The organism is Bacillus sp. EU55 (assembly GCF_038005925.1).
GTDB lineage: Bacteria > Bacillota > Bacilli > Bacillales > Bacillaceae > Bacillus > Bacillus velezensis.
The window spans coordinates 1,658,307-1,684,459 of record NZ_JBBOUE010000001.1 but is presented as its reverse complement, the minus strand read 5'-3'; the positions used below and the strand labels follow the sequence as shown (position 1 = coordinate 1,684,459).

Genomic DNA, 26,153 nt, shown 5'->3' with positions numbered 1-26,153 from the left:
CCTGTTTTTATTGTCATTATTTTTTAAACCAATCTTTTGACTCGGGATTCTGTTTCCATGATTTCAGTTTCTCAATGTCATCTGAATGAATCGTTCCGTTTTCAAGCGCGACTTCAATCAGCGTGTCATAATCCGTTAACGAGTAATAAGGAAGACCCGCTTTTTTAAAGGCTTCTTTCGCTTTCGGCAGTCCGTATGTAAAAATGGAAATGACGCCGAGGACTTCCGCGCCCTCTCTTTGAAGGGCCGCCGCAGCTTCAAGCACGCTGCCCCCGGTAGAAATCAAGTCTTCAATCACGACTGTTTTTTGCCCTTTTTTAATGGCGCCTTCTATTTGATTTCCTTTGCCGTGCGCTTTCGGTTTGCTTCTGACGTAGCACATCGGCGCGCCTGTACGATCTGCGAGAAGCGCAGCATGCGGAATGCCCGCCGTTGCAGTGCCCGCGATCATCTCCGCCTGGGGAAAATGCTCTTTCAGCAGTTTGCCGAGCCCGTCCGCCACATCATTTCTCACTTTTGGATACGACAATGTCAGACGGTTGTCACAATAGATCGGTGATAAAATACCGCTCGCCCACGTAAACGGCTCATTCGGGCGTAAAAAGACAGCTTCAATGTGTAATAGATGTTTTGCGATAGCCTGTTTCATCGGCGAACGCCCTCCCATTCCAGTTTAATTGCTTCATATGCTTTAACGGGGTTTTCCGCTTTTGTAATTGAGCGGCCCACAACGATGGCTGACGAACCGTTTTCATTCGCAAATGACGGAGTCGCCGTCCGGACTTGATCGTCAGCTGCGTCACTGGCCGTGCGGATGCCCGGTGTGACTGTCAGAAATGAAGGCCGGACCGCTTCATAAATGCCTTTTGTTTCATGTACCGAACATACCACTCCGTCCAGCCCGCACTCTTCCGCCATTTTGCCGTAATGCACAACCGTTTCTAACAGCGGCTTATGCAGCAGAAGCTCTTCCTTCGCCACCTGCTCTGAAGTGCTGGTCAGCTGAGTCACCGCGATTAAAGACGGGCGTTTTCTGCCTGCCGGCGTGCCTTCTTCAAGCCCCTCAAGGGCCGCGCGCATCATGCGTGCGCCCCCTGCCGCATGCACATTGACGAGATCAACGCCGAGGCCGGCCAGCCGCTTCATCGCTTTATTGACCGTAGTCGGGATATCATGAAGCTTTAAATCTAAAAATATATCACAGTTCCGTTCTTTTAATTGGTGAATGATGGCGGGGCCTTCCTGATAAAAAAGTTCCATCCCCGTTTTGACAAAAAGCCTTTCCTTTTCAAACAAGTCTAAAAACGTTAAAGTCTCTTCCCCTGATGCAAAATCAAGCGCGATGATGGGCAGGTTGTTTTTCATGTTTCCAGCTCCTTCCGATGCATTCACTTACAGATTGAAAGCCGTATTGGCGCAGCACACGGGGCAGCTGTTCTATGATTTCCGGGCAGACGAACGGATTGACGAAGTTTGCTGTGCCGACGGCAACCGCACTCGCTCCCGCAAGAAGAAATTCTAATGCATCCTCTGCGGTCTGAACGCCGCCCATCCCGATAATCGGGATTTGAACGGCCTGGCTGACTTCGTATACCATCCGGATGGCGACCGGTTTGATCGCCGGGCCTGACAGTCCGCCCGTTTTATTTGCTAAGATCGGCCGTCCCGTCTTGAGTTCGAGCCTCATCCCGATGAGTGTATTAATCATCGTCAGACCGTCAGCACCGGCCGCTTCAATCGCTTTGGCAATTTCGGTTATGTTTGCGACATTAGGCGAAAGCTTCACATACACAGGCACTGCGGAAACTTCTTTCACCGCTTTTGTCAGTTCGGCCGCCATGACGGGATCAGTGCCAAAAGCAATCCCCCCCGTTTTGACATTCGGACATGAAATGTTAAGCTCAAGCGCATGCACATTCGGAGCTTGGCTGATGTGCTCGGCCACTTCTTTATAGTCGTCCACCTGAGAACCGGCGACATTTGCGATAATCGGCGTGTCAAATTGTTCGAGCCAAGGCAGCTCATGATTGAGCACATGCTCAAGGCCGGGATTTTGCAGTCCGATGGCATTCAGCATTCCCGCGCTTGTCTCCGCCACTCTCGGTGTCGGATTTCCGAAGCGGGCTTCGTTCGTCGTGGCTTTAATCATAATGCCTCCGAGGCATGATAAATCGTAAAATCCGGCATATTCTTTCCCGAAACCGAAACATCCGGAAGCGGGGATGATCGGATTTTTCAATTGGAGACCCGGCAGATTCACTTCTAACATTACAGCGCCACCTCCTCAGCTTTAAATACCGGCCCGTCAAGGCAGACCTTTACATAGGATGTATCGCTTTCACCCGTGCGGCACACGCAGGCGAAGCAGGCCCCGATGCCGCAGCCCATCCGCTCTTCCATCGAAAGATAAACCTCTTTATGGCTGTACTGCTGCTTCAGAGCTTTCAGCATCGGTGTCGGTCCGCAGCTTAGCAGGACATCGAATTCGAGCTGCTTTTCACGGATGACATCGGTGACAAACCCTTTCTCTCCATATGTTCCGTCAGCCGTCGCCACATAGGTGTCTCCGTACGCACGACATTCCTGTTCGTAAAAAACATCCTTTGCTGATTGAAATCCAAGCACATGAATGACGTTTACGCCTTTTTCCGTCAGGCGCTTTGACAGTTCCTGCAAGGGCGGAACCCCGACTCCGCCTCCGACTAACAGCGCGGTTTTGCCGGGTTCAATCCGCCGGACGGGGAATCCGTTGCCGAGAGGGCCGAGAACGTCTATCCTGCCGCCCTCTTTTTTCTCGGACAAAAGACGCGTTCCCTCACCGTCAGCTCTGTAGATAACGGATACTTCATTCGCGGCGAAATTGACGTCCGCAATGCTGAGCGGTCTTCTTAATAGCGGCGTGACCGCGTCACTCACCTTCAGATGAAGAAATTGACCCGGCTCGGTAAGGTGCCGGACAAGCTCTCCTTTCAGCACCATCTTATAAATCCCGTCGGCAATCTCTAAGTTGGATTGAACAGTCAAATGCGCTTTCTTCATATCGTGACTGCCGCCTTTTGATTGGTTTCGGATGCAGGCATATGATCCGCCCGGAATGTCATGCTTTCCAATACCCGCAAAATGGCTTCGGCCGTATCTAAAGATGTCAGGCAGGCGACTCCGTTCTCAACGGATTCGCGGCGGATTCTGAAGCCGTCTCTGGCCGGCTGTTTGCCCTTTGTCAGCGTATTGATGACAAATTGCGCTTCGCCGTTTCTGATGACATCGAGCAGATTTTTCCCTTCTTCGCCGATTTTTCCGACGACCTGAGCCGGAATCTGAGCGTCTTTCAAATAAGCCGCCGTTCCTTCCGTTGCCAAGATTTTATAGCCGATGGCGTGGAACCGCTTGGCGATCAGCAGTCCTTCTTCTTTATCTTTATCGGCAACAGTCAACAGCACTGAGCCGTAGTTCGGGATTTGAATGCCAGAAGCAATCAGCGCTTTATAGAGCGCTTTTTCCAGGGTTGAATCTTTGCCCATGACCTCTCCCGTCGACTTCATTTCAGGGCCTAACGTAATATCCACTCTTCTCAGCTTCGCGAATGAGAAGACAGGCGCTTTCACGAATACCCCCTGCTGTTCAGGCTGCAGCCCCTCTTGATAGCCGAAATCAGCAAGCTTTTGACCGAGGATGACCTTTGTCGCCAGGTTCGCCATTGGGATTTTTGTGATTTTGCTTAAGAACGGCACGGTTCTGCTTGACCGCGGATTTACCTCAAGCACATACACCTCACCTTTCGACAGTACGAACTGGATGTTCAGCAACCCGATGATGTTAAGGCCTTTTGCCAAGGCTACAGTGTATTGTTCGATTTTTTTCTTTATGTCTTCGCTTAAAGACTGAGGCGGATAGACGGCGATTGAATCCCCTGAATGGACGCCGGCCCGCTCGATATGCTCCATAATTCCCGGAATAACGACTGTTTCGCCGTCAGATACGGCATCGACTTCGATTTCTTTCCCCGTCAGATAACGGTCGATTAACACCGGATGCTGCGGGTTGATTTTGACCGCATTTTTCATATAGTGAAGCAGCTCTTCTTCGTGATAGACGATTTCCATCGCCCGGCCGCCGAGCACATACGAAGGGCGGACAAGTACCGGATAGCCGATGGATGCGGCGATTTTGACAGCTTCGTTCACCGACACGGCGGTTTTTCCAAGAGGCTGCGGCACATTCAGCGCCTCAAGCGCCTGCTCGAACTTATCCCGGTCTTCCGCACGGTCTAAATCTTCAAGTGATGTGCCGAGAATTTTGACGCCGCGGGCGCTCAATTCTTCCGCAAGATTGATCGCCGTCTGCCCGCCGAATTGGACAACAACGCCTTCCGGCTGTTCCAAATCAATGATGTGCATGACATCTTCAACCGTCAGCGGTTCAAAATACAGTTTGTCTGATATGCTGAAATCAGTGGACACCGTCTCAGGATTGTTGTTGATAATAATCGCTTCATAGCCTGCCTGCTTGATCGCCCAGACAGAATGAACGGTCGCATAGTCAAATTCGACGCCCTGTCCGATACGGATCGGCCCGGAACCGAGGACGACGACGCTTTTTCTTGAAGTAACCTCAGACTCGTTCTCTTCCTCATATGTGCTGTAGAAGTACGGGGTTTCTGATTCGAATTCCGCCGCGCATGTATCCACCATTTTATATACAGGCTTGATGTCTGCTTCTTTTCGCATTTGATACAGCTCTTGTTCCGGCATATTCCATTCCCGGCTGATATATTTGTCGGAGAAACCGAGTTCCTTCGCTGTTTGAAGGACGGCGAGGCTGCCTTTTTCCGCTTTCAGCTCTGTTTCAAAAGCGACCAGCTTCCAGAGCTTGTGCAAAAAGAATACGTCAATTGCGGAAAACTCATGAAGCTGCTCCACTGTATAGCCTCTTCTGAACGCTTCAGCAAGATAAAACAGGCGTTCATCCCCGGCTTTTCTGATCCGTTTTTCCAAAAGTCCGTCAGAAATCTCTCCCGCATCCTTCAGTTCCAGGTGATAGACATCGGCTTCCAGTGAGCGGACCGCCTTTAACAGCGATTCTTCAAGGGTGCGTCCGATGGCCATGACCTCTCCGGTGGCTTTCATTTGCGTCCCGAGCCTGCGGTTTGCCGACTCAAATTTGTCGAACGGCCAGCGCGGGATTTTAGAAACGACATAGTCAAGCGCGGGCTCAAAAGCCGCATATGTTTTTCCCGTTACGGGATTCATCATTTCATCAAGAGAAAGCCCGACTGCGATTTTCGCCGCAAGCTTTGCGATCGGGTAACCCGTCGCTTTTGAAGCGAGGGCAGATGAGCGGCTCACCCGCGGATTCACTTCGATAATGTAATATTGGAAGCTGTCGGGATCGAGCGCGAGCTGAACATTACAGCCGCCTTCAATGCCGAGCGCGCGGATCAGCTTTAATGAAACATTGCGCAAAAGCTGGTATTCCCGATCGCTCAGCGTCTGGCTCGGAGCAACGACGATGCTGTCGCCCGTATGGATGCCGACCGGGTCGATATTTTCCATATTGCAGACGACGATCGCGTGATCTCTGCTGTCTCTCATGACTTCATATTCGATCTCTTTGTAGCCGGCGATGCTTTTTTCCAATAGGCATTGATGGACGGGGCTTAGTTTTAATCCGTTTTCGACGATCTCTTTCAGCTCCGCTTCATTCGAGCAGATGCCTCCTCCCGTTCCGCCTAATGTGTAAGCGGGGCGCACGATAACCGGAAACCCGATCCGGCCGACAAATTCCTCGGCTTCCTGCAAAGTGCGGATAATCTCACTTTCCGGCACCGGTTCATTCAGATCATTCATCAGTGTACGGAATAAGTCGCGATCTTCCGCCTGCTGGATGGCGGACAGTTTTGTGCCGAGCACTTCCACTCCGCATTCCTCAAGAACCCCGAGTTCAGACAGCTCGACGGCAAGATTCAGTCCGGTCTGCCCTCCAAGGGTCGGCAGGATGGCATCCGGCCGCTCTTTTCTGATGATACGCGTGAGAAATTCCGTCGTCAGCGGTTCGATGTATACCCGGTCGGCCATTTCCGTATCCGTCATAATCGTTGCCGGATTTGAGTTTACGAGAATGACTTCATAGCCTTCTTCCTTTAAAGCGAGACACGCCTGTGTGCCCGCATAATCAAATTCCGCCGCCTGTCCGATAATAATCGGGCCTGATCCGATCACTAAAATCTTTTTAATATCTACGCGTTTTGGCATACCGCTTCCCCTTCTTTCTCAGTTGTTTCGATCAAATCAATGAATCTGTCAAATAAATGATTGGCATCTTCCGGCCCCGGTGAAGCCTCGGGGTGGTACTGAACTGTAAATGCCGGCAATGTTTTATGCTTGAGGCCTTCGATCGTTTGGTCATTGATCGCAATATGCGTCACTTCTAGCTCCGTCTCATCTATAGAAGAAACTGTATATCCGTGGTTTTGAGCGGTTAAAGCGACTTTCCCTGTCGCAAGCTCTTTAACCGGATGGTTGGAGCCCCTGTGTCCGAATTTCATTTTTTCCGTATCCGCTCCTGATGCCAGCGCAAATAATTGATGGCCGAGACAGATTCCGAATAACGGCACCTTCCCGAGAATGCCTTTTATCATCTCAATCGCTTCCGGCACATCTTTCGGATCTCCGGGTCCGTTAGATAGCATGATGCCGTCCGGCTTCAGCTGGAGCACTTCTTCCGCCGTTACATTGTACGGCACAACGATGACATCACATTTTCGTTTGTTTAATTCTCTTAAAATGCCGTGCTTCATGCCGAAATCAACGAGTACGATGCGTTTGCCGCGGCCCGGACTCGGATAAGCCGTTTTCGCCGATACTTGAGCGACTTGATTTCTCGGCAGTTCCGTTTCTTTCAGACGTGTCAGAACCGCTTCGACATCCTCCTCGCAAGATGCAAATGTTCCTTTTAATGCACCCGCCGTGCGGATCATTCTTGTGAGCTTTCGCGTGTCGATCCCTTGTAAGCCGGGGATATTTTTCATTTTTAAGTACTCGTCAAGCGTGTAAGCAGATCTCCAGTTGGAAGGCAGCTCGCACAGTTCTTTTACGATCAGCCCTTTTACAAAGGGAGTGATGGATTCAAAGTCATCTCTGTTAATCCCGTAGTTGCCGATCAGAGGATACGTCAGCGTCACGATCTGCCCGCAGTAGGAAGGGTCTGATAAAATTTCCTGATAACCGGTCATTCCCGTGTTGAATACGACTTCACCCGCGGTATGCTCCAGGCTCCCGAATGCTTCACCCTCAAATACCGCTCCATTTTCCAGCACTAGTCTTCTTTTCATTTGACGAGTCTCCCTTCTTCATATGCAAGCTTACCGGCAGCCATCGTTGCAACAGGCCAGCCGAAGCACTTCATCTTGTTGAATGGCGTATTTTTTCCTTTAGATAAAAATGTATCTTTGTCAATGGCCGCTTCTTTTTCCAGATCAATCAGGGTGATGTCAGCCGGCGCGCCCGGTGCAAGCGTTCCGTACGGAAGACCGAACGCCTCGCAAGGTTTTGTTGTCATGAAATCAACCAGCTGCTTCAGCGTCCACGCCCCGTTTTTCACAAAATGTGTGTACAGAAGCGGAAAGGCTGTTTCTAAACCGACGATACCGAAAGGCGCAAGCTTCATGTCCGTGTTTTTCTCTTCTTCTGTATGCGGCGCATGGTCTGTGGCGATGAAATCAATCGTGCCGTCTAAAAGCCCTTCGATCAGCGCCGCTCTGTCCTCTTTGCTGCGAAGCGGCGGATTCATTTTAAAATTGGTATCAAGTCCCGGGATATCTTCGTCACAAAGCAGCAGGTGGTGCGGCGACACTTCGGCTGTCACGCGGATTCCCGCTTTTTTTGCGTCTCTTACGGCTCTGACGGATTCTTTCGTGCTGATATGACACACATGGTAATGGCAGCCCGCCGCTTCCGCCAGAAGCACGTCACGGGCGATATGTACCGCTTCACAAATGGAAGGTATACCGTTCAGGCCGTTCGCTTTTGAAAAAGAACCTTCATGCACGCTTCCGCCGTAAATAAGTGAGTTATCCTCACAATGAGCGACAATCGCTTTATTTATTGAAGCCGCCTTTTTCATGGCTTCATACATCATTCCGGCCGTCTGAACGCCGACGCCGTCATCGGTAAAGGCGAATGCGCCCGCTTCATGAAGCGCCTTAAAATCTGTCATTTCTTGGCCGGTTTGTCTGATCGTAATGGATGCGTAAGGAAGAACCCTGACAGATGAGGTTTCTTTGATCCGGTTTTGCAGCCATTCCATCTGCTCTTTCGTATCCGGCACCGGTCTTGTATTCGGCATGGCTGCGACTGTGGTAAAGCCGCCCCGCGCCGCGGCTTTAGAGCCCGTCTCAATGGTTTCTTTTTTCTCGCCGCCCGGTTCTCTGAAGTGGACATGAAGGTCTACGAGCCCCGGTGAAACGAACAGTCCCTCAGCGTCGATCACCGTTTCTCCTTCTTTCGCTGTCAGAAGCCCGGTTTCCGTAATGAATTCACCCGTTACCCGGATATCCTGTGCCACTTTTTCTCCCTGTTCATTTAACATCCAGCCGTTTTTAATGAGATAAGACATAAGCCGCTTCTCCCCTTTTCACATTGGTTTGCAGTGCTCTTTTTAAGACTGCCATTCTGATATACACACCATTTTCCATTTGTTTAAAGATTCTTGATTTTCCGCATTCAACTAATGTTGTGTCAATTTCGACTCCTCTGTTCACCGGTGCGGGATGCATGATGATGGCATGCCGCTTCATGCTCCCCGCCCGCTTTGCGGTCAGCCCGTATGCTTCCAGGTAGCCTTTTTGGTCGGCTTCTGTCTGATGCCTTTCATTTTGGATGCGGAGCAGCATGACGACATCTGAAGCTTGTATGGCTTCATCCGTCTGAACACAGGTGCCGAAGGCGTTTTTCTCATCCTGCCATTGCGGCGGACCAGAAAACAGCACGCGTGCGCCGAGCCTTGTCAGCACCTCGGCATTCGACCTTGCCACCCTGCTGTGTTTGATATCGCCATGAATGGAAACCGTCAGGCCCTGAAAGGTCTCAAATTCCTCTTGAATCGTCATTAAATCGAGTAATGACTGAGTCGGGTGCTGGCCGCAGCCGTCGCCGGCGTTTAAGATCGGAATATTGACTCTGCCGGTCAGATCTTTGTAATATTCATCCGTGCTGTGCCGGATGACGCAGGCGTCCGCTCCGATTGATTCCAGTGTTTTGACCGTGTCATATAAGGACTCGCCTTTTTGAACGCTTGTGCTCGTATCGTCTAAGCTGAGCACGTTCATTCCGAGTTTCTTTTCCGCCACTTCAAAGCTGAACCGCGTTCTCGTGCTCGGTTCAAAAAACAGATTCGCAACAAATTTTCCCGCGAGATCGGGGCGGACTGTTCCCTCTTTTATCGCTTTTGCCTCACGCAGCAGTTCTGTAATTTCAGCAGTGCTCAGTTCAGACATCGCCGTTAAATGATTCATGTTTTTCTCCTCCGTTTCCGCTTGAAGGCCGTAAAAAACACCCCGGTCTATAGACTCGGGGTGCGGTTAAAGAGAGAAGCAGCGTACAGCTTCTTCCCGTTATAACCCTTCCAAGCCTCTCTGGACTTTCTTTAAAAGGTTTTACATATGATTTTGTTTTTCTGATGCAATCGCGTCTTCTTCATTTGCATGCGGCAGGATGAGGTTCAGGATGACTCCGACGATTGCCGCAAGCGCCATGCCGGATATTTGGAACCCGCCTTTTGATACTTGAATAAAAGCCCCTCCGACGCCGATCACGAGGATGACGGATGTGATAATTAAATTTCGCTTGTTTTCATAATCAATGTTGTTGTCAATCAGCATTCTTAAGCCGCTGGAGGCGATAATTCCGAAGAGCAGGAAGGAAACACCTCCCATAACCGCGGACGGAACAGAACTGATCAGCGCTGAAACCTTTCCGATAAATCCGAAGCACAGCGCAATCACTCCCGCGCCGCCGATGACAAAAACGCTGAAAACTCTCGTAATTGCCAGGACGCCGATGTTTTCGCCGTATGTTGTCGTCGGCGGGCCGCCGATTAACGAAGCGATAATCGTCGCTACGCTGTCCCCCATTATGGAGCGGTGCAGTCCCGGCTTTTTAATGAAATCCTGTCCGACGACTTTACTCAGCACCATTTGGTGGCCGATATGTTCTGACATCGTCACGAAAGCGACCGGCACCATCGCAGCCGCAATGCCCAATGTCACTGACGGCGTATAGTCTTTGAAAGGGATGATAAATTCAGGAACGGCGAACCACTTTGCATCAATGACCGGCTGAAAATTGACGATACCCTGTGTCAGCGCAAACAGATATCCGCCTATAATGCCGATCAATACCGGAATCAGGCTTAAAAATCCTCGTAAAAAGATGGCGCAAATAATGGTGATTGCCAAAGTGACGCCGGCTACACTGAAATGTTTCAAGCTGTAGACGAGTTCCTTCGCATTCGGATCAGCATACATTGCCATATTGACGGCTGTGCTTGCCAGTCCGAGGCCGATGACGATGATGACCGGCCCGACGACCACCGGGGGCAGCAGCTTCATCAGCCACCCCGTTCCAAGCTGCCTGATGAGAAGTGCGATCAGGCCGTACACAATTCCCGCCAGGAAAGCGCCGACCATGGCAGCCCCCGGCCCTCCCGTCGCCTTCACCAAGATAATCGGTGATATAAAGGCGAATGATGAGCCGAGATAAGCGGGAATCTGGCCTTTTATCACCAAGAGATAGGCGAGTGTCCCGATTCCGCTTGTGACAAGCGCCACTGCCGGGCTCATTCCGACCAGTTTCGGCACGAGTATGGTTGAGCCGAACATGGCGAATAAATGCTGCAGGCTGAATGACAGCCAGGACAATGGATTGGGGACGTCCCTGACTCCCAGGTTTACTTTTTTCTTACTCATGGCGTTTTCCTCCCGGTTGACTTTCAAATGGTATAAAAAAACCTCTTTGCTTTTTGCGCAAAGAGGCATACAAAACCCGGCCGCGTCGATCCGCCCGGCTTTGTGTTTTAAAATCCTCTTTGCAAACTCTCTGGAATGCATTTAAAAAGGGTGATTATTCATTTTCATAAATGGCGACCATATCAGTCTGATCAACTTCGCTCAGCTGAACCATCACTTTTTCAGCTTTTGAGGTCGGAATGTTTTTCCCGATATAGTCCGCTCTGATCGGCAGTTCCCGGTGCCCTCTGTCGACAAGCACGGCAAGCTGTATCGATGACGGCCGCCCGACATCAACGAGGGCATCCATCGCAGCTCTCACCGTCCGGCCGGTATAAAGCACATCATCAACCACAATGACCTTTTGGTCTGTGATATCGGCCGGAATGTCCGCGCCTTTTACAAGCGGCTCTTCATTGCTCGTTTTTTTCGTGAGATCGTCACGGTAAAGGGTGATATCGATTTCCCCGACGGTGACCGGATTCCCTTCAATCTGTTCGATTCGCTCGGCCAGCCGCTTCGCTAAATAAATGCCTCTTGTTTTAATTCCTACAAGAATGCAGTCATTCATTCCTTTATTCCGTTCGATCATTTCATGGGCTATCCTTGTCAGCGCCCTTCTGATCGCCTGTTCGTCGAGAATAACAGCTTTTTGATTCACTCGTGACACCTCTCCATTCGTATATAAGAAGAAAAAACCCCTCCTGCCAGAGCATAGAGGGGTTCCTTTCCAGGACGAAGACACATGCGTATCTCTTCTGTCCTATCCGTTATCCTTCTCAGCCTCTCTGGACTGTGTTAAAGAATCTATTCAGCTTGTTTTTATTATTTCAGAAAAGAAACTCGCTGTCAACGGCTATTTCTTAAATCTTCAATGAGTTTTTTCATATCTTCAGGAAGGGGCGCTTCAAACTCAATGTATTCGCCCGTCCGCGGATGGTCAAAACCTAATATTCCGGCATGAAGCGCCTGACCGTTAAAATCAACGGTTTTTCTCGGTCCGTATTTCGGATCGCCTGCCAAAGGAAACCCGATATATTTCATATGAACACGGATCTGATGCGTTCTTCCGGTCTCAAGACGGCACTCTACGAGCGTGAAATCTTGAAAACGCTCAAGCACGTGAAAATGCGTGACGGCGTTTTTGCTGCTTTCTCTTGTTACGGTCATGCTTTGACGGTCTTTTTTATCTCTTCCGATCGGAGCGTCAATCGTTCCGTCATCATGTGAAATCATCCCGTGGACAACCGCTGTGTACTTTCTGGTCACGGTTTTATTGACGAGCTGATTAACGAGTGATTCATGCGCCATATCGTTTTTAGCGACCATTAACAGACCGGAAGTATCTTTATCAATACGGTGGACGATTCCCGGGCGCATGACGCCGTTAATGCCGGAAAGGTCGTTACAGTGAGCCATCAGTCCGTTTACAAGCGTCCCTGTCACATGGCCGGGCGCCGGGTGTACAACCATGCCCCGCGGTTTGTTCACAACCAAGACGTCCTGATCCTCATAGTAAATGTCCAAATCCATCGGCTCTGCAAGCACGTCCAATTCTTCCGGTTCAGGAATGGTGACGTTTACCTGATCGCCGGGCTGCATTTTATAATTCGCTTTTACGGATTTGCCGTTAACGGATACCAGTCCCTCTTTTACCCATTGCTGCACTTGAGTGCGTGACCAGTTTTCTCCCGTTGAAGCCAAAAATTTATCAATCCGTTCGCTCTTTTGTTCAGGCTGAACGGTTATCTCAAATTGATTCATGTTATTGCTCCTTCTTTTTCCCGCTGTCAAACAGCATATGAATAAATAAAAGTATTACACCGACGCACAGTGAGGAGTCCGCGATATTAAAAATCGGATAGTGATAATCCACGATGATGACATGAATAAAATCCACCACTTCCTGGCGCGCCGCCCGGTCAATAAAGTTACCGGCCGCACCGCCCAGCATTAAGCCGAGAGAAATTCCGAGTAACATCTGCCCTTTTGCATAACGCTGTATGTAATAAACGATTCCGATAATCACGGCGATGGTAATGACGTAGAAAAACCACATTTGGCCGGCTAAAATCCCCCACGCCGCTCCCGTGTTGCGATGAGATGTGATATAAAGCACCTGATTGATGACAGGTATGCTTTGTCCCAATTCCATATGGCTGACGACAAGCCATTTGGTCAATTGGTCGGCAATAATAATAAAAAGAGCGATAAGATAATAAAGCACACACGTTCCTCCAGTATACAGTTACTTTTATCCTTTATGAATTTTATCAGTAAAAGATGCCAGAGTAAAGGCAGATCATAAGCGCATGCAAACAGACGCTGTCACTCATACAGCGCCTGATCATATGCATAATCTCCGGGTTCCCAATATGGAAGGGTTTTCTTTTCAAATTGAGCGGGATAATAAAAATCATCAGCGGTTCTGGCCGTCGGCAACACCGCAAGTTTTTCAATCGGAATGGGGGCGCCTGTTTTTTCACAATAACCGTACGTATTGTTTTCAAACTTAGACAGGGCAAGAAGAACGTCCTGAAGTTCTTCTTTTATATGATAGATCAGAGTTGCTTCTTGGTCGTTCATTGAAGGTTCAACAGATGCTGACATTTGAAAGCAAGAATATTCGAATAATCTTGATTGAAGTTCTTCTTTCATCATGAGAAGCTCCGTGTGGATTGCGGTCAGTTGATCATTCATTCATCACAACTCCTGCTCTTGATGTTATGGCTTTATTGTTGCCCCCAGAGCGCCATTTGAAGCCCATAAGATTTTTCCTGTCGTTCTAATCGATGACATTAGTGGCATGTAAAAAAGCGCCCGGCTGACACCGGGCGCTTTCCCATTTATTATTTTTGATAATATTTTTCAACGATTTCTGCATTGCGCAGTGATAATGTCGGATATTTCGGATTGGCTCCGACATCTTTAGAAATGACGCGGGAACGCTCACACATCTGGCCTTCCGCTTTTTCTACGGTCATTTTTCCTGTTGTGAAACTTTGCGCGTTTTCAGGCGCTTCACTTTCGTCTTTTACTGTCAGTTCTGAGACGATAAACAGCTGCGCGATGTTTTCTTTAATGGATGACAAGAGGTCGCGGTTTTCTTTGTTCGGATACAAAGTCAGGCTCGCTTCCAATGATCTTCCGATAATTTTTTCGTTACGGGCTGTTTCCAAAGCTTTCAGCACGTCGTTTCGAAGCTCCATGAAGCGGTCGAACTTTTCTTCTGTCGCTTGACTGTCCGGAACAGCAATGGTTTCCGGCATATCTGTCAGCTGCACGCTTGCTTCTTCAACAAATGATAAGTGAGACCACATTTCATCCGCCGTATGCGGGAGAATCGGCGCCGTCAGCTTCACTAACGCCAGCAGCGTTTCATAAAAGACGGTCTGCATGCTGCGGCGGTCCGGATGATCCGCATGCTCGATGTACACAACATCTTTTGCAAAATCAAGATAGAAGGAGCTGAGCTCGATCGTACAGAAATTGTGAATGCTGTGATAAACCACCGCAAATTCATATTCATCGTACGCTTTTTTCACCTTATCAATCAGCTTATTCAGCTTGATCAGCATATATTGATCCACTTCGCGGAGATCTTTTACATCAACGGCATTGACACTTGGATTGAAATCGAACAGGTTGCCGTGAAGGAAGCGGAACGTGTTGCGGACTTTCCGGTATACTTCCGCAACCTGCTTCAGAATGGCGTCAGACACGCGAACGTCCGCCTGATAATCCACTGACGATACCCATAATCTTAAGATGTCGGCACCAAGCTGTTTCATGACTTTAGCCGGAACAACAACGTTACCGATTGATTTACTCATCTTGCGTCCTTCTCCATCCAGTGCGAACCCATGGCTGAGCACACCTTTATACGGCGCTTTTCCTGTTACGGCTACTGCTGTAGAAAGAGAAGAGTTAAACCAGCCGCGATATTGGTCAGATCCCTCTAGGTATAAATCAGCCGGGCGAACGAGGTCATCACGTTCTTCAAGCACTGCTTGATGTGAAGAGCCTGAATCAAACCAAACATCCATGATATCCTGTTCTTTTGTAAATGTGCCGTTCGGGCTGCCAGGATGCGTAAAGCCTTCCGGAAGAAGATCCTTTGCTTCTTTTTCAAACCAAATGTTTGATCCGTGCTGTCTGAACAATTCAGAAACATGTTCAATGGTTTCATCTGTAATAATCGGTTCTCCGTTTTCAGCGTAAAATACCGGAATCGGCACACCCCACGCACGCTGTCTGGAAATACACCAGTCTCCGCGGTCCCGAACCATGTTGTGCAAACGCTGCTCACCCCATTCAGGAACCCATTTGGTTTCTTTAATGGCATCCAGCAGGTCTGATCTGAAATCTTTAATAGACGCAAACCATTGCGCTGTCGCTCTGAAAATGGTTGGTTTTTTTGTTCTCCAATCATGCGGATAAGAGTGAGTAATGAATTCAAGCTTCACAAGTGCGCCTTTTTCATCGAGCTGCTGTGTGATCGCTTTGTTTGCATCATCATAGAACATGCCTTCAAACCCAGGAGCTTCGCTTGTCATTACACCTTTTTCATCGACCGGGCAAAGCACATCTAAACCGTATTTTTGGCCGATGATAAAGTCATCTTCCCCATGTCCTGGCGCTGTATGAACACAGCCTGTTCCGGCATCAGTTGTTACGTGTTCACCAAGCATAACGAGAGAGTCTCTGCCATATAGCGGGTGTTCAGCGGTAATGTTCTCAAGGTCTTTTCCTTTGACCGTTCTTGTCACTTCATACTGATCAAATCCGCATGCTGATGCAACACTTTCGACTAAGGCACTTGCTACGACAAAGCGGTCTTCACCTACTGCAATCACGCTGTACTCAAGATCAGGGTGCACTGAGATTCCGAGGTTCGCCGGAATTGTCCAAGGCGTTGTTGTCCAAATGATGATGCGCTCGCCGTTTTCAAGAACGCCTTTTCCGTCTTTTACACCAAAAGCGACGTAAATAGATGCTGAACGTTTGTCTTGATATTCGATCTCGGCTTCAGCCAGAGCAGACTCACTTGAAGGTGACCAGTTAACCGGTTTAAGGCCTTTGTAAATGTAGCCTCGTTTTGCCATTTCACCAAATACGCGGATTTGCTGCGCTTCGTATTCCGGTTTTAATGTCACGTATGGGTTTTCCCAGTCACCGCGGACACCAAGACGTTTGAATTGCTCACGCTGTCCCTCGATTTGCTTCCAAGCGTACTCTTCGCATAGTTTGCGGAATTCCGCTACTGACATTTCTTTCCGGTTTACTTTTTTGTTTTTCGTCAGAGCTGTTTCAATCGGCAGTCCGTGCGTATCCCAGCCCGGCACGTACGGTGCGTTGTAGCCGCTCATTGATTTATAGCGGACGATGAAGTCTTTCAGGATTTTGTTCAGGGCATGGCCCATGTGGATGTCTCCGTTTGCATAAGGAGGTCCGTCATGCAGCACGAATTTCGGGCGGTCTTTCGTCCGTTCTTGAACAAGACGGTAAATGTCCTGCTCCTCCCAGTCTTTTTGCATGTCCGGCTCACGATTCGGCAGATTTCCGCGCATCGGAAAATCTGTTTTCGGCATTAACAGCGTATCTTTGTAATCCATTTTCATTCCTCCACAACATTTTTCAGAAAATAAAAAAAGCCCTCTCATCCCATAAGGGACGAGAAAGCTTATCTCGCGGTACCACCCTTTTAGAAAAAACGGATCATCCGTCTTTTCCTCTCGAACATCGTAACGTGATGGAACGTCCTATCCTACTCTCGGTTCAGAAAGGAAACTAAAGGGCTGATCTGCATGATTCCGGCCATCCCGGGCTTTCACCTTCCCCGGGTCGCTTTATAGCCTGTTTTGAGTCATGCCGGTCCCTTTCAATCGTCTTTTCATCTGAATTTATGAACGTATTATATTCGAACGGGCCGGAGAATGTCAAGAAAATCAGAAAATTATTCTTTTTCCTCAAAAACCGCGTCGACTTCGTATTCCAGCAGATGATCCCAATCATCGTTCTTCAGCAGGTCGAGCTGCGCCTCAATCAGCATTTGGAAACGCGTTCTGAAGACTTTAGACTGTTTTTTCAGCTCTTCAATTTCCATTGCGATTTTTCTTGATTTGGAAAGCGACTCATTGATGATGCGATCAGCATTTTTTTCTGCTTCACGGACGATCAGCTTCGCTTCTTTCTGCGAGTTGCGCTTTACGTCTTCTGCGGCTTCCTGGGCTACGAGAATTGATTTATTCAGCGTTTCTTCGATATTGGCAAAGTGGCCGATTTTTTCGTCCAGCTCGTTCACTTTCGCCTCAAGCTCCGTTTTTTTACGGAGTGCGATTTCGTAATCTTTTCTGACCTGCATTAAAAATTCATTTACTTCATCTTCATCATATCCGCGAAAACCTTTTGTAAACGTTTTGTTATGGATATCATTCGGCGTTAATGGCATATTGCCACCTCCATTTTTACATTTCAGTACGGTTATCTAGTTCACATTATAAAACAAATACGGCACAGATGGAGAAAAAAACTGAAAAAACGACTCATTTTTGCCGTTCAAATGTAACTTTCCATTTGTCTTTTTTCGTTTTTCCGTCAACTTTTGCCAAACTGCATCGTCCGAAGCCGCGAATCGAGAGCATGTCCCCTTCAGCAACCTGATAAGACGGATCTTCAATGGCTTTCCAATTCACCTTAACGAGCCCGTTTTTCACAAGCGCCTGCGCTTTCTGACGGGATTGCCTGCTCATTGAAGCGCAGACGGCGTCGAGACGCAATGAAGAAACCGTGTCATCCCTTATTTCGACATCTGAAGCGGGAATGTGAAGAGCGGAAAGCTCGATTTTCTCAAGCTTTACCGGCGCTTTGCCCGCCTTGGTCAGCTGAGTGCTGACAAAATCGGCGATTTCACCGGAGACGATCAGCTGCACGGCTTCCTCTGAGAAAATCAGATCGCCGTATTTCTGCCGCTTTAAGCCGATCCCCATTAATGATCCGAGAAGAGAGCGGTGGTCAATGCTGACGAATTTTTCAGCGTATTGAACGTCAAAAGCCCGAAGCTCAAAATCATCCTGTTCAGGTTCCATATATTCAGGGTATAAAATCGCGCGTTTGCGCTCAGCTCTGTCATATCCTCCGAAAAACGCAAGACCGCAGGCGTCGCCGATAACGGCTTTTACAATCACCTGTTCTCTGGGATCTAAGAAATCAGTCAGCTTCATCCGATACTGGTCCAGGACAATCTGTTTCCATTCAAGCGCCTGATCAATAAAAGGCCGCTCGTCTTGTCTGAAGTGCTGGTAAATATCGCTCATGTTCTTTCCTTTCTATGTAAAGAGGCTTGGCTGGTGCCAAGCCCGTATCAAACTGTCGCATTCAAGTATACATTGCGATCATGCGGTATAGGCCCCAAAGTCCCGTCGTGGCAAACCGAAGCACGATAATCGCTACAATCGGGGATATATCCAGCATGGCAATGGGCGGAATGATCCTTCTGAACGGCTCTAAATACGGTTCGCAAATCGCTGCGAGAAACCGTCCGACCGCCGTTTCTCTCGTACTCGGCACCCATGACATAAAGATATAGATGATCAAGGCAAACGAGTAGATGTAAATTAAATAACTCAGAACGGAAAAAATTTGATAAAGAATCATCCTGCTTTACCACCTCTGATGTTCGTCTTCATTTATAAGCTCCGAAATCGTGCCGGAAACGTCGACATTATCAGGCGTGCACAGAAAAATATCTGAACCGATTCTCTGAATGTCGCCGCCGATGGCGTAGACGGTACCGCTTAAAAAGTCGACGATTCTTTTCGCCTGATCATGCTGGATGCGCTGCAGATTGACGACTACCGCCCGCCTGTTCTTTAAATGATCGGCGATTTCCTGCGCTTCCGCATATACACGCGGTTCACTCAACACCACTTTAGAGGATTTCTGAACACTTTGCAAGCTTACTACGTTCTGCTTGCCCTGCGGCTTCTGAGCGTAAGCAGGCTGTTTATCTTTCTGCTGTTCATGCTCTTCCGGATGATCCTGCTCCGTTTCAATGTATTCGTACTCGTACTCCTCCTCATCCATTGAGAAAAAGTTTTTCAGTTTATTTTTCATGCTCATTTGTTTACACCCCCCGGTTCATTTCCGACTAATGAAGAGCCGATTCTGATAAAAGTTGCGCCCTCTTCAACAGCGATTTCATAGTCATTTGACATGCCCATTGACAGTTCCCGGCACGGTGCGTTTGTCTGATTCAGTTTTTGCACCTGATCCCTCAGATCACGCAATTGCCGGAAGCAGGCTCTGATCGTTTCTGTATCGTCTGTCAGGGGAGCCATCGTCATCAGGCCCTCTACAGAAATGTTTCTAAACTCAGAAAGCTCTCTGATAAAGGGGATGACCTCCTCTGTTTTCAAACCGTGCTTAGACGGCTCAAGCGAAGTATTCACCTGCACAAAACAGCGAACCGTATGCTGCGCCCGTTTTTCAATCTCTTTTGCCAATGACAGTCTGTCTAAGGAATGAATATAAGATACACGGTCAACGACGGCCTTCACCTTTCTGGACTGAAGACTGCCGATAAAGTGCCACTCCGGGCTGCCTTTGATGACTTCCTGCTTACGGATAAGCTCGGCATCCCGGTTTTCTCCCAGACTTGTAATACCGGCATCAACGGCCTCTTGAGCCCTTTCGGCTGATACGTATTTTGTAACCGCGATGACGGTAACATCTTCGGGGCTTCGGCCCGATCTGTTACATGCTTCGTTTATTCTTTCGTTTATATGTCGTAATTGATCAGCAACACGCAAGATCTTACGCCTCCTTCATTCCGATAAAGGACATCATGCGTCCCGTTTTCCCTTTGTCGCGGCGGTGTGAAAAGAATAGTTCACGCTCTCGTTCGGTGCATAAACCGCTGACTGAAATGTTTTCTTCCGGAATGCCGCAATGTATCAGAAGAAGACGGTTGACCTCTTTTAAATCAAGCTGATACTGGCCTTTTTCCGTTTCGCATATGGCGGATTCAGCCGTAAAAGGCAGCGCCCGCACTTCATTGATGACGCGGTCGTCGACTGTATAGCTTCCCGCGCTGATGGACGGACCGATGACAGCCTGAATATCTGTTAAACGGGAGCCTTCTTCGTTTACCCAGCGTTCCGTCATGATGCGTCCGATTTGTTTGACCGTCCCCTTCCATCCGGCATGGGCAGCGCCGATAATGGATTTCACCGGGTCATAAAAATACAAGGGCACACAGTCCGCAAAACAAAGGGCCAAAAAAAGATTCGCATCTTTCGTGTAGAGCCCGTCCGTCCCGCGGAATGCGGAAGAATAGTCTCTCGCTCCTTTTCCTTTATCCCCGGCTGTCACGCGCCGGACGCGGTTTTCATGTGTCTGGTCGGCAAACACCCAGGAATCCAGATCAGTACCGCATAAGGACGCTATGACTTCACGGTTTGTCACAACATCATGAGCTTCGTCCCGGACGTGCAATCCGGTATTTAATGACTCATACGGAGGATTGCTGACCCCGCCGTTTTTCGTCGTGAATCCGGCGATGACCTTTGTGTTAAGCTGATTCACACAGTTCCAGTCTTCTATCATGAGTGCCGAGGGGGTGGTAAGACTAAACGGGTGATATGTATTCATGGAGATCCAACCTTTCGACAAACATTAAAAAAGCGTAATTTCCCACTCATTTTAACACAATTTTAAGCATACGTTTAGCGGCTGATTGAAAAATGAGATAAATAAATGTGCCGGAAACATTGAGATTTCCGGCTTTTTACAAGTGAAGGGAGGATTACGCTCCCCCCTTTGGTTCATTTACACGCACTAAGATGACATCTTCCCCAATTTTAACTATATTTCGCCAAGGAATGATCATTTCCTCTTCTTTTCCGAAAAAACCGAGAACTTTTCCGCTGCCGCCTAAAATAATCGCCTGAATTTTTCCCGTTGTCACGTTAATATCAATATCACCGATGCTTCCGAGTTTTTTTCCGTTCGACACGTTTACCACATCTTTTATTTGAAATTCAGATATGCTGATCATCCGTATCACGCCCTTTGCCCGTTCTTTTTCCTATTATATGAACGGCCGGGCTGAACCTTGTCACATCGGGCAATCTTTTTTGCGGCTGCACCAGCCGAGGATAAATCTCAGCATGATTTTCGTATAGTCCATAAGCTCATCAACGGACACTTCCTCGTTTACGGAGTGGGCGTTTTTTAAATCGCCGGGGCCGTATATGACGCTCGGAATCCCGGCATGATAGAGCCACCCTCCGTCAGTTACGGTTTGGGAAACATCAATGACGGGCTCCTGTTTTTTGACGGCTGAGTGTGATGCAGCCAAGACAGAAACTGCCGGATGATCCGGGTCGATTTTCAGCGCCGGGAACACCTCTCCTCTGTCTTCAATCATCGAAGATCCGCCCCATTTGAACACCGGCCTGTTTTCTTTGAGCCACAGATCACTGTCAGCGACACGATTAATATAGTCTTCGATTTCTGCGGCTTCTTGTTCGTGCGTTTCGTTCGGATAAAAGTGGACGGTGATCCATAACCGGCATTCATCGGCGACAAACGCTGCGTGTCTTCCGCCTTCAATGACGGCGGGGTTGATCGTATTGGTGCCGGGCGCAAAGCCGGGATAGCTTTTCGTTACCGCCCAGTGGCGCTCCAGCTCTCCCAAGGCAGCGATGATTTTCGCCATTTTTTCGATGGCGCTCGCTCCGAATGTGCCTCCGCCTGCATGAATCATATTGCGCCTCATGCCGTCATGAAATGTTTGTTTGCTTTTCAATTCTATCCAGCCGGTGATGACACCGCCCTGCCCTTGAATATGCAGGCTGCTCGTATCTGCGACAACCGCAAAATCCGCGTGATAGCCGCGTTTGCAGCATTCCAGCGTCCCCGCCTCACCGACTTCTTCTCCGATTACAGACTGTACAATGAGGTCGCCCGGAAGCTTAATGCCGGCATCATGGATCAGCTTCAGAGAGAAAAGAACACACGCCAATCCCCCTTTCATATCAGCGGCGCCCCTTCCGATCAGCATGCCGTCTTTTACGAGCGGCTGAAACGGGTCAGAGTGCCAGTCTTCGCCCCCGGCTTCTGCCACATCAATGTGTCCGTTTAAAATCAGGCTTTGATGCCTGCTTGAATCTGTCCCTTCTAAAACACCGACTACATTCGGGTCTTCCGGATACACATCCCACATATCGACCGAGCAGCCCGTTTCTTTTAAAAAGCCGGCCACCCACTTTTGGGCTTCTGCCGTATTTCTTGCTGGCGGGGCCGGAGTGGGAAAGGCTATCAGTCTTTCAGCAATATGTATGAAGTCGTGCCGCCGTTTCTCCGCCTGGTGTAACAGCATATCAATCTGATGCATTGGAAATCTCCCCTTTGGCTGTATCAAAACACCCGTTCATTCATGAAATGAAACGGGTAAAAAACGGATCTTCCTCCGCTTTTTTCACCGCTTCCCTCCGCCGGCATGATCCGGATCAGGTCCGTTAAGGGGTGAGACAACGTCTCTCTCAGCCGCATGGCAGCACCCCCAGGGTGAATTTATGTTATTTTACGGATGATGCCTCTTTTGCACGTGTTAAAAACGGGCGGCCATTGTTCCATAAGACATTGACAGGCATATCGAAAAACGCTGTAAGCCGCTCGTCAGAAAGCATGTCCCTGATTTTCCCGGAGGCGAACACCTCGCCCTGTTTTAAAAGAAGCGCCTGATCAAATACCGGCAGAATTTCTTCAGCGTGATGGGTGACATAAAGGATGGACGGCGCATTTTCTTTTTCGGCGATCGACGTAATCGTGTCCAGCAGCTGCTCCCTTGCCATAAAATCAAGACCCGTCACGGGTTCGTCCAAAATCAGCAGTTCCGGATCAGCCATAAGCGCCCGCGCAATCAGCGCTCTTTGTCTTTCCCCTTGTGATAATGTTTCATACCGTCTGTCGGCGTAACCGATGGCGCCCAAATCCTTCAGAAGACCGATCGCTTTTTCCCTTACTTGCTCACTCGGAGTTTCGTACAGCCCGATTGAGGCGTACGCGCCGCTGAGGGCGATTTCAAAAGCGGAGTCCGCGGCATATAATTTGTGCTGAAGACCTGCCGAAACAAGGCCGATTTTCCTTCTGGACCTGTCACCGAGCTCTGTTTTGCCGAATTGATGGCCGAGCACCTGCATCTCTCCTGAAGTGGGGAAGTAATAAGAGCATAACATATTCAGCAAAGCCGTTTTCCCGGCTCCGTTTAATCCGTACAGCACCCAATTTTCGTTTTTCTCGACGCGCCAGTTAATATCTTTCAAAATCCATTTCCCGTTTCTTTTTAATGACACACTGTCCAGCTGTAAAATCATTGCAGTTTCCCCCGTTTGTTTTATTTAAATTTTCTAAAAACTTTTACACATTAGAATACATCACTTTTTTGCAAACGTAAACCATCGCATGAAAAAAGTGGCTGGGACAAAACTAGCTTCAAATAATGAGAAAGGTGAATTTGGGGGTACTCAAATTCATCTTTCTTTATTTTTATGTATAAATTCTTCTATTACCTTAGAAGTTGGCAGTGAATTTTCTTAAATTCACTGCCATTAATGCGAGACCCATTTCGTTTGCTACCTTCGATTTTCCTCGTACAGAAAATCGAGTGAAACGCAAATTAGCCTTCAAGAATCCAAAAACTGGTTCCACATCGGTTTTACGTTTTCGATAGATGGCACTCGTTTTCTCTTCTGAAAGCTTCGCTCTCACATATTCTTTTTGCTGTTCCCATTTTTTGTTCACCATTAGTTTTCGATTGTTTCCTTCTTTTGCCTTGGTACATGATGAACGGAATGGGCATCCTGAACAGTCTTCGCACTCGTAGACTTTGAAACTCCTTTGGAAACCTGTAGCGTCCGTTCGGACAGAATGATATTGAAATTCTAAACGTTTCTGATTAGGGCACGTATATGTATCGGTTTCTTGATCATATACCCAGTTATCAGGATTAAATGTATTTTGTTTGTACTTTTTCTTTTGTTCCTTCAAAAACATGTTATATGTTATCAGTGCTTCTCGGTTTCTGTTTGAGAGAATATCACTAAAGTTTTGTTCACTACCATAACCTGCATCTGCAACTATATGTTTCGGTAACTCGAAATAATGTTGCTCGATCTCATCTAAAAATGGAATTAACGTACGTGTATCTGTTGGGTTTGGAAATAGACTATAAGCAAGCGCATATTGACCTTCCGTTGCGATTTGTACATTGTAACCAGCTTTCAATTGCCCGTTTTTCATATAATCATCTTTCATTCGCATAAATGTCGCATCTAGATCTGTTTTAGAATAGCTATTACGTGGTCCAAAGATTTTAAGATCCTGTTGGTACTTCCGTTTTCTTAGGATAAAATCAATCAACTGTTTACGCACTTGTTTCGGGTATTTTCGTTCCCTTCGTAAGGCTTTTCGTTCCGTAACGTCTGAAGATGCTTCTATTTGTTTATCATATTCGGTCACTACTTCGTCTACTTTTTGAACCATTTGAGTGAGCTCTCCAAATGATAGCTGTTCATCACTTTCCCGTTCCATTTGGGGTATGATTTCGTTCTCAAGCAACTCATTGTACAACTGGTTTGACTTATCAATTAAACGCTGATGAAATTTCTCAATCGCTTTCTTCCAGACAAACGTAAATTTATTCGCATTCGCTTCAATCTTTGTACCATCGATAAATATCGCTTCTTGATCGATCAGTTTTTCTTCAATCAATTGGCAGCGAAATTGGATGAAACATTGACGGATTAAATCTTTCACTACTGGTTGAACACGAAATCGGTTAATTGTACGGTAGCTTGGTTCATACCCTTGAGCTAACCACATCATACGGATACTGTCTTTTAATAGGGCCTCTATTTTACGCCCTGAAAAGACAGATTGAGTGTAGGCACATAGAATAATTTTAAGCATCATGCGTGGATGATAGGCAGGACAACCTTCATTTCGAAGAAATGGTTCAAACGCTTCTTGAGGGATACTTTCCACTAAATGATGGACATGGTAGGCAATATCATTATTTTGTAACTTTACTTCTAAATCTAAAGGCAAAACGATTTGATTCATGGTATAATCTTTAAACATAAGGACACTTCTTTCTGATTAGATTTTGTATGGTAACTTAATTTTATCAGAAGTTGTCCTTATTTTTTATTGTAAAATAATCAAAAACGGTGAAAGTTTACTCGTCGTAAAATTTCACCGTTTTTTTCGTCTTAGAGGTGGGTTTTGTCCCAGCCCCTTTTTCCGTTATTGATGGATATTCTTATTCATTTGTTTAATGGCTGCCTTTTCAAGCCTTGAGACCTGAGCTTGGGATATGCCGATTTCTTCAGCGACTTCCATTTGGGTTTTCCCTTGGAAAAAGCGCTTTCGCAAAATCATTTTTTCCCGTTCGTTCAGTCTTCTCATGCCTTCTTTCAGAGCCAGCTCCTCAATCCATTGTGTATCCTTGTTGCGCTCATCGCTGATCTGGTCCATCACGTAAATCGGATCGCCGCCGTCATTATAAATCGGCTCAAACAGTGAAACCGGATCCTGGATGGCGTCAAGGGCAAACACAATTTCTTCATGGGGCACTTCAAGAACTTTGGCGATTTCCTCTGCTGTCGGCTCCCTGCTTGTCTCACTGATTAACCGCTCTCTTACTTGAAGCGCTTTATATGCGATATCGCGAAGCGACCTCGAGACGCGGATCGGATTATTATCCCGCAAATATCTGCGGATTTCTCCGATGATCATCGGTACAGCGTATGTTGAAAACTTAACATTATGGCTTAGGTCAAAATTATCAATGGATTTCATTAGTCCGATGCAGCCGACCTGAAATAAGTCATCAACATACTCTCCTCTGTTGTTAAACCTCTGAATGACGCTTAAGACAAGGCGCAGATTGCCGTTTACAAGCTTTTCCCTCGCTGAATCATCGCCCTCATCCTGTAATTGCCTAAACAGCTTTCTCATCTCTTCATTCTTGAGCACCGGTAATTTGGAGGTATCCACCCCGCAAATTTCGACTTTATTTCTTGACACGTTTTTCCCTCCCACTAGGAGCTGCTGTACAACGTTAAGTATCTCCTCGGGTGGGAAA

25 protein-coding genes and 1 riboswitch are annotated in these 26,153 nt (G+C 47.8%); all 25 genes read right to left on the bottom strand.

Features of this window, described 5'->3' with window-relative positions; all coding sequences use genetic code 11:
• Positions 1–16: 16 nt before the first annotated feature.
• The 25 genes from pyrE to sigG all read right to left on the bottom strand — a co-directional run bounded on the left by pyrE (position 17) and on the right by sigG (position 26,095).
• Positions 17–649 (bottom strand): orotate phosphoribosyltransferase, encoded by a 633-nt coding sequence (pyrE, locus tag NYE50_RS08705; RefSeq protein WP_285001875.1) that lies wholly within the window; start codon positions 647–649, stop codon positions 17–19.
• A complete protein-coding gene (gene pyrF, locus NYE50_RS08700) occupies positions 646–1,365 on the bottom strand; it encodes an orotidine-5'-phosphate decarboxylase (RefSeq protein WP_224988030.1) in 720 nt (239 codons plus the stop codon). Before pyrF ends, pyrE begins: the two co-directional genes overlap by 4 nt.
• The gene (locus tag NYE50_RS08695; protein ID WP_159354141.1) at positions 1,334–2,269 is read right to left on the bottom strand and encodes a dihydroorotate dehydrogenase; all 936 of its coding nucleotides are present in this window, start codon (positions 2,267–2,269) and stop codon (positions 1,334–1,336) included. The genes pyrF and NYE50_RS08695 overlap by 32 nt, the downstream gene beginning before the upstream one ends.
• Positions 2,269–3,039, bottom strand: coding sequence for a dihydroorotate dehydrogenase electron transfer subunit (locus NYE50_RS08690; RefSeq protein WP_159354140.1), 771 nt, complete (start codon positions 3,037–3,039; stop codon positions 2,269–2,271). Before NYE50_RS08690 ends, NYE50_RS08695 begins: the two co-directional genes overlap by 1 nt.
• Complete coding sequence (gene carB / locus NYE50_RS08685) at positions 3,036–6,251, bottom strand: carbamoyl-phosphate synthase (glutamine-hydrolyzing) large subunit (protein WP_159354139.1); 3,216 nt, start codon at positions 6,249–6,251, stop codon at positions 3,036–3,038. Before carB ends, NYE50_RS08690 begins: the two co-directional genes overlap by 4 nt.
• Positions 6,236–7,330 carry a carbamoyl phosphate synthase small subunit gene (locus tag NYE50_RS08680; RefSeq protein WP_049628440.1) on the bottom strand — a complete coding sequence of 365 codons (1,095 nt, stop codon included), beginning with the start codon at positions 7,328–7,330 and terminating at the stop codon, positions 6,236–6,238. The genes carB and NYE50_RS08680 overlap by 16 nt, the downstream gene beginning before the upstream one ends.
• Complete coding sequence (locus tag NYE50_RS08675; RefSeq protein WP_159354138.1) at positions 7,327–8,613, bottom strand: dihydroorotase; 1,287 nt, start codon at positions 8,611–8,613, stop codon at positions 7,327–7,329. Before NYE50_RS08675 ends, NYE50_RS08680 begins: the two co-directional genes overlap by 4 nt.
• The gene (locus NYE50_RS08670) at positions 8,597–9,511 is read right to left on the bottom strand and encodes an aspartate carbamoyltransferase catalytic subunit (protein WP_072176985.1); all 915 of its coding nucleotides are present in this window, start codon (positions 9,509–9,511) and stop codon (positions 8,597–8,599) included. Before NYE50_RS08670 ends, NYE50_RS08675 begins: the two co-directional genes overlap by 17 nt.
• A gap of 141 nt (positions 9,512–9,652) precedes the next feature.
• The gene (gene pyrP / locus NYE50_RS08665) at positions 9,653–10,963 is read right to left on the bottom strand and encodes a uracil permease PyrP (protein ID WP_159354137.1); all 1,311 of its coding nucleotides are present in this window, start codon (positions 10,961–10,963) and stop codon (positions 9,653–9,655) included.
• A 154-nt stretch (positions 10,964–11,117) separates the two neighbouring features.
• Positions 11,118–11,663, bottom strand: a complete 546-nt coding sequence (gene pyrR, locus NYE50_RS08660) for a bifunctional pyrimidine operon transcriptional regulator/uracil phosphoribosyltransferase (protein WP_003154392.1) — start codon at positions 11,661–11,663, stop codon at positions 11,118–11,120.
• A 188-nt stretch (positions 11,664–11,851) separates the two neighbouring features.
• Positions 11,852–12,766: an RluA family pseudouridine synthase gene (locus NYE50_RS08655; protein ID WP_063636627.1), complete on the bottom strand. Its 915-nt coding sequence runs from the start codon at positions 12,764–12,766 to the stop codon at positions 11,852–11,854.
• Position 12,767: 1 nt separating this feature from the next.
• Positions 12,768–13,229, bottom strand: coding sequence for a signal peptidase II (gene lspA / locus NYE50_RS08650; protein ID WP_014417726.1), 462 nt, complete (start codon positions 13,227–13,229; stop codon positions 12,768–12,770).
• Between the two features lie 101 nt (positions 13,230–13,330).
• Positions 13,331–13,702, bottom strand: a complete 372-nt coding sequence (locus NYE50_RS08645; protein ID WP_003154399.1) for a TraR/DksA family transcriptional regulator — start codon at positions 13,700–13,702, stop codon at positions 13,331–13,333.
• Between the two features lie 149 nt (positions 13,703–13,851).
• A complete protein-coding gene (ileS, locus tag NYE50_RS08640) occupies positions 13,852–16,617 on the bottom strand; it encodes an isoleucine--tRNA ligase (RefSeq protein WP_095060020.1) in 2,766 nt (921 codons plus the stop codon).
• Positions 16,618–16,958: 341 nt separating this feature from the next.
• Positions 16,959–17,453: a septum site-determining protein DivIVA gene (gene divIVA / locus NYE50_RS08635; RefSeq protein WP_003154406.1), complete on the bottom strand. Its 495-nt coding sequence runs from the start codon at positions 17,451–17,453 to the stop codon at positions 16,959–16,961.
• A 94-nt stretch (positions 17,454–17,547) separates the two neighbouring features.
• Positions 17,548–18,318, bottom strand: a complete 771-nt coding sequence (locus NYE50_RS08630) for a YlmH family RNA-binding protein (RefSeq protein ID WP_007409722.1) — start codon at positions 18,316–18,318, stop codon at positions 17,548–17,550.
• Positions 18,319–18,379: 61 nt separating this feature from the next.
• Positions 18,380–18,658: a YggT family protein gene (locus tag NYE50_RS08625; protein ID WP_003154408.1), complete on the bottom strand. Its 279-nt coding sequence runs from the start codon at positions 18,656–18,658 to the stop codon at positions 18,380–18,382.
• Positions 18,659–18,664: 6 nt separating this feature from the next.
• Positions 18,665–19,123, bottom strand: coding sequence for a cell division protein SepF (sepF, locus tag NYE50_RS08620; protein ID WP_007409719.1), 459 nt, complete (start codon positions 19,121–19,123; stop codon positions 18,665–18,667).
• On the bottom strand, positions 19,120–19,812 hold the full coding sequence (locus NYE50_RS08615; protein WP_021493712.1) for a YggS family pyridoxal phosphate-dependent enzyme: 693 nt from the start codon (positions 19,810–19,812) through the stop codon (positions 19,120–19,122). The genes sepF and NYE50_RS08615 overlap by 4 nt, the downstream gene beginning before the upstream one ends.
• A 4-nt stretch (positions 19,813–19,816) precedes the next feature.
• Positions 19,817–20,653: a peptidoglycan editing factor PgeF gene (gene pgeF, locus NYE50_RS08610; protein ID WP_014304972.1), complete on the bottom strand. Its 837-nt coding sequence runs from the start codon at positions 20,651–20,653 to the stop codon at positions 19,817–19,819.
• A 154-nt stretch (positions 20,654–20,807) separates the two neighbouring features.
• A complete protein-coding gene (locus NYE50_RS08605) occupies positions 20,808–21,059 on the bottom strand; it encodes a YlmC/YmxH family sporulation protein (RefSeq protein ID WP_003154415.1) in 252 nt (83 codons plus the stop codon).
• 60 nt (positions 21,060–21,119) lie between these two features.
• Positions 21,120–22,400 carry an acetylornithine deacetylase gene (locus NYE50_RS08600; RefSeq protein WP_159354135.1) on the bottom strand — a complete coding sequence of 427 codons (1,281 nt, stop codon included), beginning with the start codon at positions 22,398–22,400 and terminating at the stop codon, positions 21,120–21,122.
• 75 nt (positions 22,401–22,475) lie between these two features.
• Positions 22,476–22,580, bottom strand: a riboswitch (TPP riboswitch).
• A gap of 4 nt (positions 22,581–22,584) precedes the next feature.
• Positions 22,585–23,382 (bottom strand): ABC transporter ATP-binding protein, encoded by a 798-nt coding sequence (locus NYE50_RS08595; RefSeq protein WP_224988028.1) that lies wholly within the window; start codon positions 23,380–23,382, stop codon positions 22,585–22,587.
• Positions 23,383–23,578: 196 nt separating this feature from the next.
• On the bottom strand, positions 23,579–25,147 hold the full coding sequence (locus NYE50_RS08590) for an IS1182 family transposase (protein ID WP_340762868.1): 1,569 nt from the start codon (positions 25,145–25,147) through the stop codon (positions 23,579–23,581).
• Positions 25,148–25,312: 165 nt separating this feature from the next.
• Positions 25,313–26,095, bottom strand: a complete 783-nt coding sequence (sigG, locus tag NYE50_RS08585) for an RNA polymerase sporulation sigma factor SigG (protein ID WP_003154420.1) — start codon at positions 26,093–26,095, stop codon at positions 25,313–25,315.
• Positions 26,096–26,153 lie beyond the last annotated feature (58 nt).